12 protein-coding genes and 1 pseudogene are annotated in these 13,127 nt (G+C 57.8%); 2 read left to right on the plus strand and 11 right to left on the minus strand.

Translation table 11 applies throughout. From position 1 onward, the window contains the following. Positions 1–75 precede the first annotated feature (75 nt). Positions 76–723 carry a helix-turn-helix domain-containing protein gene (locus ACXAH0_RS22090; RefSeq protein WP_475180377.1) on the minus strand — a complete coding sequence of 216 codons (648 nt, stop codon included), beginning with the start codon at positions 721–723 and terminating at the stop codon, positions 76–78. A 42-nt stretch (positions 724–765) separates the two neighbouring features. Between ACXAH0_RS22090 and ACXAH0_RS22095 the strand changes: the two genes are divergently transcribed. Beyond that, on the plus strand, positions 766–1,086 hold the full coding sequence (locus tag ACXAH0_RS22095) for a hypothetical protein (RefSeq protein WP_475195093.1): 321 nt from the start codon (positions 766–768) through the stop codon (positions 1,084–1,086). A gap of 366 nt (positions 1,087–1,452) precedes the next feature. Here the strand turns inward: ACXAH0_RS22095 and ACXAH0_RS22100 are convergent, their stop codons facing one another. Further along, complete coding sequence (locus ACXAH0_RS22100) at positions 1,453–4,245, minus strand: bifunctional aconitate hydratase 2/2-methylisocitrate dehydratase (protein WP_475195095.1); 2,793 nt, start codon at positions 4,243–4,245, stop codon at positions 1,453–1,455. A gap of 358 nt (positions 4,246–4,603) precedes the next feature. Then, the gene (locus tag ACXAH0_RS22105) at positions 4,604–5,230 is read right to left on the minus strand and encodes a TetR/AcrR family transcriptional regulator (protein WP_475180363.1); all 627 of its coding nucleotides are present in this window, start codon (positions 5,228–5,230) and stop codon (positions 4,604–4,606) included. A 125-nt stretch (positions 5,231–5,355) separates the two neighbouring features. Between ACXAH0_RS22105 and ACXAH0_RS22110 the strand changes: the two genes are divergently transcribed. After that, positions 5,356–6,150, plus strand: coding sequence for a MipA/OmpV family protein (locus ACXAH0_RS22110; protein WP_475180358.1), 795 nt, complete (start codon positions 5,356–5,358; stop codon positions 6,148–6,150). A 187-nt stretch (positions 6,151–6,337) separates the two neighbouring features. Here the strand turns inward: ACXAH0_RS22110 and ACXAH0_RS22115 are convergent. The 8 genes and pseudogenes from ACXAH0_RS22115 to ACXAH0_RS22150 all read right to left on the minus strand — a co-directional run. Beyond that, a pseudogene (locus ACXAH0_RS22115) lies at positions 6,338–6,388 on the minus strand (DinB family protein); the annotation flags it as partial. A 96-nt stretch (positions 6,389–6,484) separates the two neighbouring features. Continuing rightward, the gene (locus ACXAH0_RS22120) at positions 6,485–7,246 is read right to left on the minus strand and encodes a hypothetical protein (RefSeq protein WP_475195097.1); all 762 of its coding nucleotides are present in this window, start codon (positions 7,244–7,246) and stop codon (positions 6,485–6,487) included. Positions 7,247–7,433: 187 nt separating this feature from the next. Next, positions 7,434–7,934 carry a DinB family protein gene (locus ACXAH0_RS22125; RefSeq protein ID WP_475195100.1) on the minus strand — a complete coding sequence of 167 codons (501 nt, stop codon included), beginning with the start codon at positions 7,932–7,934 and terminating at the stop codon, positions 7,434–7,436. Positions 7,935–8,002: 68 nt separating this feature from the next. Then, entirely contained in the window at positions 8,003–8,680 is a 678-nt protein-coding gene (locus tag ACXAH0_RS22130; protein WP_475180554.1) for a carbonic anhydrase, read from the minus strand. Between the two features lie 132 nt (positions 8,681–8,812). Then, positions 8,813–9,124, minus strand: coding sequence for a P-II family nitrogen regulator (locus ACXAH0_RS22135; RefSeq protein ID WP_475195102.1), 312 nt, complete (start codon positions 9,122–9,124; stop codon positions 8,813–8,815). 4 nt (positions 9,125–9,128) lie between these two features. Further along, positions 9,129–10,103: a sodium-dependent bicarbonate transport family permease gene (locus ACXAH0_RS22140; RefSeq protein WP_475180348.1), complete on the minus strand. Its 975-nt coding sequence runs from the start codon at positions 10,101–10,103 to the stop codon at positions 9,129–9,131. Between the two features lie 458 nt (positions 10,104–10,561). Next, entirely contained in the window at positions 10,562–10,939 is a 378-nt protein-coding gene (locus ACXAH0_RS22145; protein ID WP_475195103.1) for a hypothetical protein, read from the minus strand. Positions 10,940–11,062: 123 nt separating this feature from the next. Then, positions 11,063–13,060, minus strand: coding sequence for a methylmalonyl-CoA mutase family protein (locus ACXAH0_RS22150; RefSeq protein ID WP_475195105.1), 1,998 nt, complete (start codon positions 13,058–13,060; stop codon positions 11,063–11,065). Positions 13,061–13,127 lie beyond the last annotated feature (67 nt).

Raw genomic sequence — 13,127 nt, forward strand, 5'->3', positions numbered from 1 at the left:
TATTTTCTTATCAAGAAAATAAATTTCGTGTTTGTAAAAAAAATTTTCCGCACGCGCAAGCCGGTGAAAAAGCACCTATTTCCGTTGCGGATAGGTGATGATCGACAGGAACATGGCCGGCAGTTTGATCAGCACTTCCGGACCATGGGGCGCGTCCGCATCAAAGAGAAGCGAGTCCCCCGGCTCCAGCAGATAGAGCTGGTCGCCATGGCGGTATTGCACCTCGCCTTCCAGCATGTAGAGCATCTCGATTCCCTCATGCTGAAAGGTCGGGAACCGGTCGCTCTCGCTGGTCAGCGTGATCAGGTAAGGCTCGACCACCACCCCCGATGCATTGGAGCCGATATGGCCCAACAGGCTGTATTGATGGCCCGCCCGGGTCCCGGCCCGCTCGATTTCCACCCCCTTGCCCGCCTTCACATGCATGGCGCCGCGCTGTTCCTCGAAGCCGGAAAAAAGTTGCACCAGCGGCACACGCAAGGCATTGGCCAGGGTCTGCAAAGTGGTCAATGAGGGCGAGATCAGGCCGTTTTCGATTTTGGACAGCATGCCGACGGACAGGCCTGTATGAGCTGCAAGATCCGCTCCGGTCATGCGCTGACGTTTGCGCAACTCCCGCACTTGCCGCCCGATGGCCACTTCGAGATTCTTCTCGCGCAGCTCGCGCACTGCATGCGGGTCCTGGCTGAGGGCGGTCTCGATCTCTTTAGGCTTTTGCGTCATGTCGCGCCTTTTTCCTGGGTCATCACCTGAAGGAGATACCACATGCCACAGCATCACCTGCACCGAAACCGGCCTGTCTTACGTCCTTTGGCCTATCCTTCAGTTTGCAGCGTGTCGCGTTCAACCGAAGGCAAGTCGGCTCACCATTTTCTCCTTGATGGCAATGATGAGCCAAAATCACGACCTGAAGCAATCAAACCAATCTGTCCAAACGGTGCTGACGGGGAAGTGCAGCGGAAATTCTCAAAAGACCCGCTGATCGCCATTGACGACGCGTACGAATTCATCCTGCGCTGCTTTTTTCAGAACCACAACTCATCATGCTGGAGGCCATTGAAACCCTGCACAAGGGCACGAATCTGAAACCCGCACCCCATGAGGCTCTCATGGCCGGCAACCTCATCGAGATCGTCACCCGGTTTCTGGACGAAGGCGCCCGGCGGGACCTGTTCCGCACCGGACTGGACCCGGCCGATTTCTGGCAGTCATTGTCAGTCCGTGCCGGTTTTCCGCCTCCACTTGTTACGCGATCAAGATCACCTTTGACCGGGACATCTTCCAGTCGGACGAATTCGCCCACAGTCTTGCCACGATCCAGTCGGTCGGGCCCAGCTTTGCGCCGGCCAAAGGCTGACCAGCCAAAACACAAGACGCCTCCCAACCAAAAAGGGGGCACCCGGTGCCCCCTTCCACTCTTCAGGTCGCTTGCGGCCCATCAGGCCACAGGGATCAGAAGTGAACCGACTTCGTATCCAGCGGCTTTTGCAGCGGCGGGGCGAATTTGGTCAGGTCGATGCCGTCGACGGCGGTCTTGTATTCATCCACTGTCGGGGTCCGGCCCAAAATGGCCGAGAGCACCACAACCGGGGTTGAGGCGAGAAGGGATTCGCCTTTCTTGTCGGTGGAATCCTCCACCACACGCCCCTTGAAGAGGCGCGTGGACGTGGCCAGAACCGTATCGCCCTTGGCCGCCTTTTCCTGGTTGCCCATGCAAAGGTTACAGCCCGGACGCTCCAGATAGAGAATGTTCTCATAGTCCACGCGGGCGGTGCTTTTGGGCGCCAGATCATCAAATTCAAAGCCGGAATATTTCTGCAGGACTTCCCAATCCCCTTCTTCCTTCAGCTCGTCAATGATGTTGTATGTCGGGGCGGCCACGACCAGCGGCGCCTTGAACTCGACGCTGCCATTCTGGCCTTCCAGATTGCGCAGCATCTGGGCGACGATCTTCATGTCGCCCTTATGCACCATGCAGGAGCCGACAAACCCGAGATCAACCTTTTTCTCCGCGCCGTAATAGGAAATCGGCCGGATCGTGTCGTGGGTATAGCGCTTGGACACATCCGGATTGTTGACATCCGGGTCGGCGATCATCGGCTCGGAAATCTCGTCCAGATCAACAACAACTTCGGCGAAATATTTGGCGTTGGCATCCGGCGCCAGCGCCGGCTTTTCGCCGGACTTGATCTGGGCAATGCGCCTTTCGGCAATTTCGACCAGGCCCTGAAGCATCTTTTGCTCGTTGTCCATGCCCTTTTCAATCATGGTCTGGATCCGGCTCTTGGCGATTTCCAGAGACTCGATCAAAGTCGCGTCCTCGGAAATGCAGATGGAGGCCTTTGCCTTCATTTCAGCCGTCCAGTCAGTGAAGGTGAAGGCCTGGTCGGCGAGCAGCGTTCCAATGTGAACCTCGATGATCCGGCCCTGGAAGACGTTGTCGCCGAACTGTTTCAGCATCTGGGCCTGGGTGGCGTGGACCACATCGCGGAAGTCCATGTGATCGGCCATCTTGCCCTTGAAGGTGACCTTCACGGATTCAGGGATCGGCATGGTCGCCTCCCCGGTCGCCAAAGCCAGCGCAACAGTGCCGGAATCGGCTCCGAACGCCACGCCCTTGGACATGCGCGTATGGGAATCCCCGCCGATGATGATGGCCCAGTCATCCACGGTGATGTCGTTCAGCACCTTGTGGATCACGTCGGTCATGGAATGATAGACGCCCTTGGGGTCGCGGGCGGTGATCAGGCCGAATTTGTGCATGAAGGCCATCAGCTTGGGCGTGTTCGCCTGGGCTTTCAGGTCCCAGACCGAAGCCGTGTGACAGCCGGACTGATACGCCCCGTCCACGGTCGGCGACAGCACGGTCGCGGCCATGGATTCCAGCTCTTGAGAGGTCATCAGACCGGTCGTGTCCTGGGAGCCGACAATGTTCACCTTGACGCGGACATCGGACCCCGCATGCAGAACCGTGCCCGGCGCAACGCCGAGCGCATTGGCATTGAAGATCTTTTCAACCGCCGTCAGCCCCTGGCCCTCAAGGGAGATTTCCTTGGACGGGGCAAAGGCGGATTTCAGCTCAATGCCGAGAATATCGGAAGCAATCGTCTGCAGCTTCTTGCCGAAGACAATCGCGTAGGACCCGCCAGCCTTGATGAATTCCAGCTTTTGAGGTGTGAACGAGGCCGAAACATCAACCAGCTCTTCGTCGCCTGCTGCGCTGTAAAGCTTCTTGTCCTTGGTATTGATGGTCAGAACCGTGCCGGTTTCAACGGAGTATTTCTGCTCCAGAACCGGGTTGCCATCATTGTTGAGGATCGGGTTGCCCTCGCTATCCAGCTTCTTGACCCAGTTTTTAAGGTCAATGCCGATGCCACCGGTCACCCCCACGGTGGTCAGGAAGATCGGGGAAATGCCGTTGGTTCCGGCGACCACCGGGGCGATATTGACAAAGGGCACATAGGGGCTGGCCTGCTTGCCGGTCCACAGCGCGACGTTGTTGACGCCGGACATGCGCGAGGAGCCAACGCCCATGGTGCCCTTTTCAGCGATCAGCATGACGCGCTTGTCCGGATGCTGTTTCTGCAGCTCACGGATCTCCGCCTGTGCTTCCGGAGAGATCATGCACTTGCCGTGAAGTTCCCGGTCGGAGCGGGAGTGGGCCTGATTGCCCGGGGACAGAAGGTCGGTGGAGATATCCCCCTCGGCAGCAACATAGGTCACCACCTTGATCTCTTCGTCCACATTGGGGAGCTTGGTGAAGAACTCGGCCTTCGCGTAGCTCTCCAGGATGTCTTTCGCAACCGGATTGCCCGCTTCAAAAGCCGCTTTCAACCGGTCTGTATCCGCCTCATAAAGGAAGACCTGGGTCTTCAGAACGTCGGCAGCATCCTTGGCGATGGCCGCATCTTCTCCCAGGGCCAGATCCAGCAGGACTTCCACGGACGGGCCGCCCTTCATGTGGGAGAGAAGCTCAAAGGCAAAGGCGGGCGTGATTTCAGCAACCTCGGCCGTGCCCAGAATGATCTCTTTCAGAAACGCTGCCTTTTCGCCCGCCGCGCTCGTAGTGCCGGGCAAGGTGTTATAAATGAAATAGTTGAGAGACGCTTCGCGATGCTCGTTGCCCGGTTCCTTGATCTGCGCAATCAGCTCCTTCAGCAGCGCGCCGTCGTCAATCGGCTTGGGGTGCAGCCCCTGCTCCTTGCGGCTTTCGATCTCATCCAAGTAAGCTGAGTACAGGCTCATGGCTTTCCCTACCAACTAGTGTTTCGCGACGCTTCAGCCCCGGGTTGCCTCCTCTCGGCGCCCCGGTCGCTATGATTGTATGCGGCCGTATACTAAAAAGGTGTCAAATGCAAGACACCGGCCGTGCGAGGGGGCCGCCTTTTCCCGGATTTCCCCGTCCGGCGTCTTGAGCCAACGCATGGTCCCGCCCCTCTCGTCTGGCTTCAAGGCTTCCCTGGAAGGCCGAAATCCAGGAAGGGGCAGGATACGCCGACTTTCTTACAAAGTTGCAAAATCAGACTGCCCCCTTGAAGGCGCACCCCGTGGCGGCAGGCTTCCTTGAAAACCTGCGGTTTGAAGTCCCGCCAACAAAGGCCCCTCAGACCTCTTCATCCACCGGTGGCAAGGGCGTAGCCCGGTATGTGAGATCCAGCAAGATTTCCTCCAGCTCCGGGTTCCGCCCGATTTCCCGGTGCGCCTTGTAGAACTGGCCATTGATGCGCAAGGAAGCATAGCCATGGATCCAGCTCCACAGCATGGTTTCCTTCGCCAGCCGCTCCTGCGCCGTCCCGGCCGTGCCGAAATCGATCCAGCGGCACATATCGCGCAACACATCATAGGCAGCCCGGGCGGCCGGCTCCAGCTCCGGATAGAGCTCCACCTCCCGCTCCAAGGAAAACATCAGCCGGAACAGGTCCGGATTTTCGTCGGCAAACGCCACATATCCCCGGGCAACCGCCAGAACATATGCCGCACCGTCATTTTGCACTGCCGGAATATTTTCCGTCATTTTCCCGGCAAACATATAGAAGCCCTGCGCCACAATGGCCGCATGGAGAACCGCCAGGGAGCAGAAATGGTTCTTCGGCGCCCCATGGGACACCCCGGCACGGGCCGCACAGGCCCGCAGGGTTAGGCCTGACAGGCCTTTTTCTTTCAAAATGTCCAGCCCAGCCTCAATCAAGGCCTGTTTCAGATTGCCGTGATGATAACCCGCTTCGCCCAACGGCCAAGCCCTCCCCTCGTCATGCCCCGCATAAAATAGACACCGTCAACACTTGACGGACCGCACGCACAACCGCATATTGACACTGTCAACATTCAACTCTCCACGAGCCATAGGATGCTTTCATGCGGCCCCAGTGTTATGTTCGAGCCTCATTCTTTGCAAGCCAATGCCTTTTAAGTTCCGCCGCCCTTGCAGACGAACGCAAGGACTGGAGCGTCCTTGTGGGGGCAGGGGCCCTTGCAGCCCCGGAATTTCTTGGCTCTTCTGACTACACCGCCCTGCCAATCGTCATCGGCACGATCCAGAAAGGGCCGTATTTTCTGAAAATAACTGGGCCAAAGGCGACAGCCAACATTCTGCCATTCGACCAGTTTTACGCCGGTCCCCTCGTCGCCTACGGCGGCGGACGCAAGGACCTCTCTGACAAGGTGTTGAAAAAACTGCCGGAAGTAGACTCGGAACTTTGGGTCGGCGGTGCCTTTGGAGCGGGCTATGACGGGCTCATGCTGCAGCGGGACAAGATCGGCGCCCGCATCGAGATCGCGCATGACGTGATGGGCGACAGCGGCACAACGGCCACGTTCAGCGTCGGGTATGAACTCAACGCCACCCGAAGGCTGGCTCTGGGCATAGACCTTGCCACCACCTTTGTGGATGGCACCTATGCCGATACCTATTATTCGGTCGGCTCGGAAAGTTCCGCCGCCAGCGGCCTCAACACCTATGAAGCCGATGCCGGGTTCCGGGACATTTCGCTTAGCGTGACTTCACGATATGCGGTGACCGAAAACTGGGGCCTTGGAGGCTTAGCCGGAGGCTCCCTTCTGCTAGGGGACTTTGCCGACAGTCCCATTGTGGACGAACGTGGTCAGGCGGCCTCCGCCCAGGGTGGGCTGTTTCTGTGGTACCGCTGGTAAAGGCCACCGGGCACCGCTTGACCGGCCAACCAGACCGGGCCGCACGATGCATCTGGCCATTGAACGCAAATCGGCAGCAAAGAGGCCATGTGAAGGCCGTTTCTTGCTGGGCGTGATCTATTCCCCCCAACGCCTCCAACAGATCCGGCATGAAGGGCAGATCCGTCGCGCCGATATCGGCGCCTGCCTGGGTGAGCAGTGTCGACAGCTGGCCCCGGTGATGGGTCTGGTGGTTCAAAAAACCTCTGAAAATGAAATCACTACCAAAAAAGATAGGAGTGGATCATCAGATCCACTCCCATATCCACGAATTGTAAACTTGAGGAAAACCCTTTTATTTATTCTTGCATCTTAAAAGATGCCTCCCCCAGCCCAACGTATTTGGCCGGTGAATTTGGTGCCCAACGATTTGATCGTCATCCCAGCAGAGCATTTGCATTCTAACAGCAATCGCGGAACCCTTTTCTAAAATGACTTTACTCGACGCATCTTCAACGCCGCTCACTTCAACTTGCCCATCAATTAAATTTTCAATTTTGACAGAAAGGCTCCCAACACCGGTTGTTTTTTTCGCCACGTCTTGAGAAAAACTCGACACAGACACCACAGAGGTCAAAAAACGAAATTTTGGATCTTCGAAGTATCCGTACCTAACCGGGTCACTTTCATATAGCTTTTGAAGATAAATCCTAAATTTTACCGGCTCAACATCTAGTACAATCAGCCCAGCACTCGTTTCCCGGTCATGACCAACACCTCCTGCAATTTCGGCCTCACCATCAAGAGCAGCCTTCATCGCCTCTAGAGTATCTAAATTTACTTTAAAGTCGCCACTAACTTTGTTCCCATCGCTCCAAACAATTGTCCGAGCGAAAGTTTCGAACTCAACGTCAAGACGCTCTTGCAGTGCGTAGCCAATACGGCCACTTCTTTTGCTCGCCACCCCAACATCTCCAATCATCGCAGACAGCGGCACATTCTTGAAATAGACTTTTTCTGCAATTACGAAAGTATTACTTCGCTCCTGAACCTCAACAGCCCCAGCAGAAGCTGAAAAACCAAAAAACAAAGCAAATAGAACAGAATTAAACCTCATAACAAATCTCCCATTAAAAATTGATAGATTATAAGAATTTAATCAATAGTCAAAAATAAAATAAAATGCCAATTTTTAACATTGAAATTTATACAAAAAGTATTTTAAAATATTATTGGTAAATATAGATGTTTATCTATTTGGATAGAGCAAATTTCGCGTCCGAGTAGACTGAAGGAGTTGCTTCCTAGTCCCCCCACGCCTCCACCAGATCCGGCATGAAGGGCAGATCCGTCACGCCGATATCTGCGCCCGCCTGGGTGAGCAGAGTCGACAGCTGACCCCGGTGATGGGTCTGGTGATTGAACATATGGGTAAGAAGCAGCCAGCGCGGCCGCGTGCGCGTGAGCCCGTCAGCACTCCGGCTCCAGCTCATGTCTGCCGCCAGCCAGTCCGGCGACAGACCGCCCGTGAAGGTGACGATGTCCTGGCTGATCTCCTTATGGGCAACGCGCAAGTCATCAAACGCATCGTAAATGTCAACGCCCATGCCTTTGACCTCATACGCCTTGCCCGTAAACCGGCCAAGCCACGTCCGGTCGCCAAAAAGCAGATGGTTCAGCGTGGAATGGACGGATTTGAAAAATGCGCCCCTGTCTTCCTTGCGCTGTGCATCGCTCATCTGGGACGCCGCCGCATAGACCTTGTCCGTCATCCAGGCATTATAGGCGGCAAGACGTTGATACATTACAGGATCTGCTGACATGGAGGGCCTTTCTTGAAAGGTCTGCTCCCAGGTTCAGGAGCAGGATCTGGTCAGGTTGCGGCGGCATCCCCGTCCGCTTCTTCAGCGCCGGAAGCCGCCTTTTCAAACCGCTGGCTGTCCGGGTCCATCAGGCGCAATTCCCCGGAGCCGATATCGAACCAGGCCCCGTGCAGCATCAGGCCTCCCTCTTCGACAGCCGTGTCGACAAAAGGGAAGGTCAGCAGGTTTTTCAGGGATTGACGGATGCCCGCATATTCCATGGCCAGCTGCGGGTCGTCGGCCTTGTCTATCGGCATACAGGCCATGGCGATGGCCGCCGGCTCCAGGAGCTTGATCCAGCGGCCTATAAATTCACCCGTGGCCATGGGCGCATTGGCATTCTGGCGGAACGCCATCACGCCGCCGCACTGGCCGTGGCCCAGCACCACGATATGTTTGACCTTAAGGCTGTTGACTGCAAACTCGATCGCCGCGCTGGTGCCGTGCTGGCCTGCGGTATCCTCATAAGGCGGCACCAGATTGGCCACGTTGCGCACCACGAACAATTCGCCCGGCCCCGCGTGAAAGATCCCTTCCGGCGTTACTCGGCTGTCGCAGCACGAAATCACCAAAACTTCCGGTGTCTGCCCATAAACCGCGAGGCGCTCATGGGTTTCCTTGTAACGGACGAAGCCCTTGTTCAGATACCGGACATAGCCGTCCAGAAGCGGCTTGGGAAATTTCAACAGCGCGTCTCCTACTCTGCCGGTCCATGCCGGAGATTAGGAGGTTCTTAGCACCTGCCGGAATGAATGCAAGCTGGCCAACGCGTTTAAGGGCAGCCGCCGTAGCGGCCAAAAGAAGCGCCTCCGCCGCCTTGGTCAGAACCGTTCCGCCCGCAGGATCGCGCAATCCGACACGCTGACGACCCCGATATGGCGGTCCACAACCGAGAACGCAGCTTCCAGAAGTCCATCCAGCCGTTCCGGCCGGATAAGGCAGATGATCGCCACCATGCCGCCAGCGCGGGACACTTGGCCTTCCCGGCTCCAGCGCCCGGACCGGCCGCAGCCGCCCATGACCGGCAAGATGGTGAACCCGGTGACGCCCGCCTCTTCCAACGCGTCGGTCAGCCGTGTCTCCATCGGGGCTTCGATGATGATTTCCACCCGCTTGGCATCTTTCATTTCCATGGACTTATCCTCCCACGGCCTTGGCAAGGCTCAGATAAAGCGGAATGCCCAGGGTCAGGTTGAACGGAAAGGTGATCCCGAGCGACATTGTCAGGTAAATTGACGGGTTTGCCTCCGGCAAGGCAACACGCATGGCAGCCGGAACCGCGATATAGGACGCAGAAGCGCTTAAGGTCATCAGGAGCAGAGTGCCGCCAACGGACAGGCCGATCAGGCTGCCCGCGAGCAGCCCGGCAAGGGCGCCGGTCATCGGCATCAACAGACCAAAAAGGATCAAGCCCGGCCGCAAGAGCCCCGCACTGCTGCGCAGCCCCCGGCCCGCCACAAGACCCATGTCCAGAAGGAACAGGCACAACACGCCCTTGAACGGAGACACGATGAAACTCTCAATGTCCGACAGGCCCTTGGGACCAGACAAAAAGCCGATGAAGAACGAGCCCACAAGAAGGACGATGGATCCGTTGAGCAGAATCTCACGCAAAAGGCCCTTGGAGTCGCGCGAGCGCGCCTCATTGGCGTCAGGTGCTGAGAATTTGGCCGCCAGCCATAGGGCGGAGAGGATGGCCGGCGCCTCCATGGCTGCGGCAACCGCCACCAGATATCCTTCGCTGGCAATGCCCTGGCTTTGCAGAACCGATGTGGCCGCAACAAAGGTCACAATGGAAATCGAGCCGTAATGGCCCGCAACCGCTGCCGCATCCACAGCACCAAGCCGGGTCATGCCGCGCAGCAGGCAAAAGGCAGCAAAGGGAAGCACAAAAGACAGGACCACCCCGGCCAGGAGCGCCAGCAACAGCGTTGCATCGATCCCATGGGCACTGACACTGACACCGCCCTTGAAGCCAATGGCAAACAGAAGATAAATCGACAGCGCCTTTGCGGCAGCCTCTGGTACGGACAGATCCGAGCGCACCAGTGCGGCCCCGAGACCGAGCGCAAAAAAGAGGATGATCGGCGACAGCAGATTTTCTGCCGCCAATGATAAAATCGTTTCTGCCAAGACCTGCCCCGCCCCTTCTTGCCTGTTCCAAAAGCCACCCATCCCGCGGCTGGACACATCATCCCCACGCAAGCCTTTACGTGAAAATGCGTATCCGCGCCCATATGGGAGCCCTTTCAGGGCAGTTCAAGGCAATAGTCCGCTCTTGAGCCAAATCGCGCGTCACCAGATGGGCCTTTCTGGACAGACATCAAAATGCCCGGCCCGAAGACACGCCGCTTTGCATTTCAGCAAACTGACCCATCCGCGCCGTTTCCTGCAAAACATGGACCCTGACAGCGCGTTGTCATTGTGGGCCTTCCGAAGACTGCCCGGCCTTGCGCCGAGCCTCCCTTTAAAGCGTGTCACGATCAATCGGCTTCGCCTTTCACTGCCTGAGATCACAGATTTCAAAGCAAAAGACAAAACGGTTTGAAACCATTTGAACGCGGCACGTCCTAGGTTGCCACATTAAGCGCGTGGGGGGCCGGCTCCTCGCCATGATCTTCATAGGCATGACGGATCTCCTCCGGCTGCATGCCCTCCATCTTGCCTGTCATCGGACGCACCGGTCCGTGATCGATGCCCGGTTCAAGCGCCTTAATCGCAGCCGCACGGTAGGCGGCCACGCCATCAAGGGCATGGGTGTCAGGGTGTCTCGTATCGAAAAACACGGCCGGTCCGTCTTCTTCCGGTCCGGTCTCTGCGTCGGGGCGCTGCGCGCTGTTACGCTTGTGTTTGCGGTCGTAGCCGGTGCCATCACCGTCCTTGTCCGCTGGATACTCTGTCGCATGCGCCACGACCTGGGCCGTTTGCGGCCTGTCGATCGTCGCCATATGGGCCTCCTGGCCATCACAGAACACCGCCTTCTGGCGGAACGGCTCAAGGATCTCAACAAAGCGTTAATAAATGTTTACGCTAAGTTAACCCCCTGTTTTCAAACAGAACACTTCAGAAAATCAAGCCGCCTTTTCATTGGCACGGGCGACGATTCTGACAACATCAGCCATGATATCGGTCAGCTGAAAGTCTTTCGGTGTATAGACGGCAGCAACGCCCATGGCAGTGAGCTTTGTGGCATCCTCATCGGGAATGATGCCGCCCACCACAACAGGAATATCCTGCGCACCAGCCGCCCGCAGCCGGTCCACCACATCGCGCACCAGCGCCAGATGGGACCCGGACAGGATCGACAGGCCAATGACGTGGACATCTTCCTCAATCGCTGCATTGACGATCTGGGCAGGGGTCAGCCGGATCCCCTCATAGACCACTTCCATACCGCAATCCCGGGCGCGTACAGCGATCTGCTCCGCTCCATTGGAATGACCGTCCAGCCCGGGCTTGCCGACCAGAAACTTGAGCCGGCGGCCCAAGGCCCCGGACACCTGCTCAACCCCGGCGCGTACCGTGCCCAAGTCTCCGGCCTCGTCGCGTGCGGCCTGACCGACCCCGGTCGGGGCCCGGTATTCGCCAAACACCTCCCGCAGGATCCGCCCCCACTCCCCCGTGGTCGCCCCGGCCTTGGCCGCTGCAATGGACGGTTCCATGATGTTGCGGCCCTCCTTGGCGGCAGATGCCAACTGGTCAAGCGCGCTTGAGACCGCCTCCTCGTCACGGCCCTCCCGCCAGGCCTTGATCCTGCCGACAGCCTCCGCCTCCACATGCTCCGGCACCGTAAGAATGGCCCCGTCTTCGCCCGCCCCAAGAGGCGACGGCTCGGTCTCGGTCCAGCGGTTGACCCCGACCACAACCTGATCCCCCGCCTCGATGGCCGCCAGCCGGGCCGAATTCGCCTCCACGAGCTGGCGTTTCATATAGCTTGAGTCAATTGCGGCCACCGCACCGCCCATGGCATCGATCCGGGCCAGCTCCGCGCGGGCCTCCTCCTTAAGAGCCTCAACCTTGCGGGTGATCTCTGTGGAGCCGTCAAAAATATCGCCATAGTCCAGAAGGTCCGTCTCATAGGCCACGATCTGCTGCATGCGCAGTGACCATTGCTGGTCAAAGGGACGCGGCAGACCGAGCGCCTCATTCCAGGCTGGCAACTGCACCGCCCGCGCCCGAGCGTTTTTCGACAGGACCACCGCCAGCATTTCGATCAGGATGCGGTAGACGTTGTTTTCCGGCTGGGGCTCTGTCAGGCCCAGCGAATTGACCTGCACCCCGTAGCGGAAACGCCGGTAGCGTTCCTCTTCCACCTGATAGCGTTCCCGGCAGATCTCATCCCAAAGCTCGGTGAAGGCGCGCATCTTGCAGAGCTCTGTGACAAAGCGCATGCCCGCATTGACAAAAAACGAAATCCGACCGACCGCCTTCGGAAAATCTTCCTCTGGAATGGCTTTGCCGGCCTTCATGGAATCCAGGATCGCGACGGCCGTTGCCAATGCGAAAGACAGTTCCTGAACCGGTGTCGCCCCTGCTTCCTGCAAGTGATAGGAACACACATTCATCGGGTTCCATTTCGGCATATTGGAATAGGTCCAGGCAATCACATCCGTTGTCAGCTTGAGGGACGGCGCCGGCGGAAACACATAGGTGCCCCTGGACAGATATTCCTTGATGATGTCGTTTTGCGTGGTCCCTGCAAGCAATGACCGGTCGGCCCCCTGTTCATCGGCAGCGGCGATATAAAGCGACAACAGCCAGGGGGCCGTCGCGTTGATGGTCATGGAGGTGTTCATCTGCTCCAGCGGAATGTCCTTGAAAAGTGCGCGCATGTCGCCCAGATGCGCAACCGGCACACCAACCTTGCCAACTTCCCCTTTCGCCAGCAGGTCATCCGGGTCATAGCCGGTCTGGGTCGGCAGGTCGAAGGCAACGGACAGCCCGGTCTGACCCTTGGCAAGATTGCCACGGTAGAGTTTGTTGGATTCTGCCGCTGTGGAATGGCCCGCATAGGTCCGGAAGATCCACGGACGGTCCCGCTCCCGTGCTGTTTCATCCTTCTGGGTCATGCCCGTCTCCTCCTAAGGCCCTCAACCGACTGCTCTATTCCACTTAACGCAACGCTCTGACCGCCTA

It is taken from the genome of Roseibium sp. AWQ4_290 (assembly GCF_056160985.1).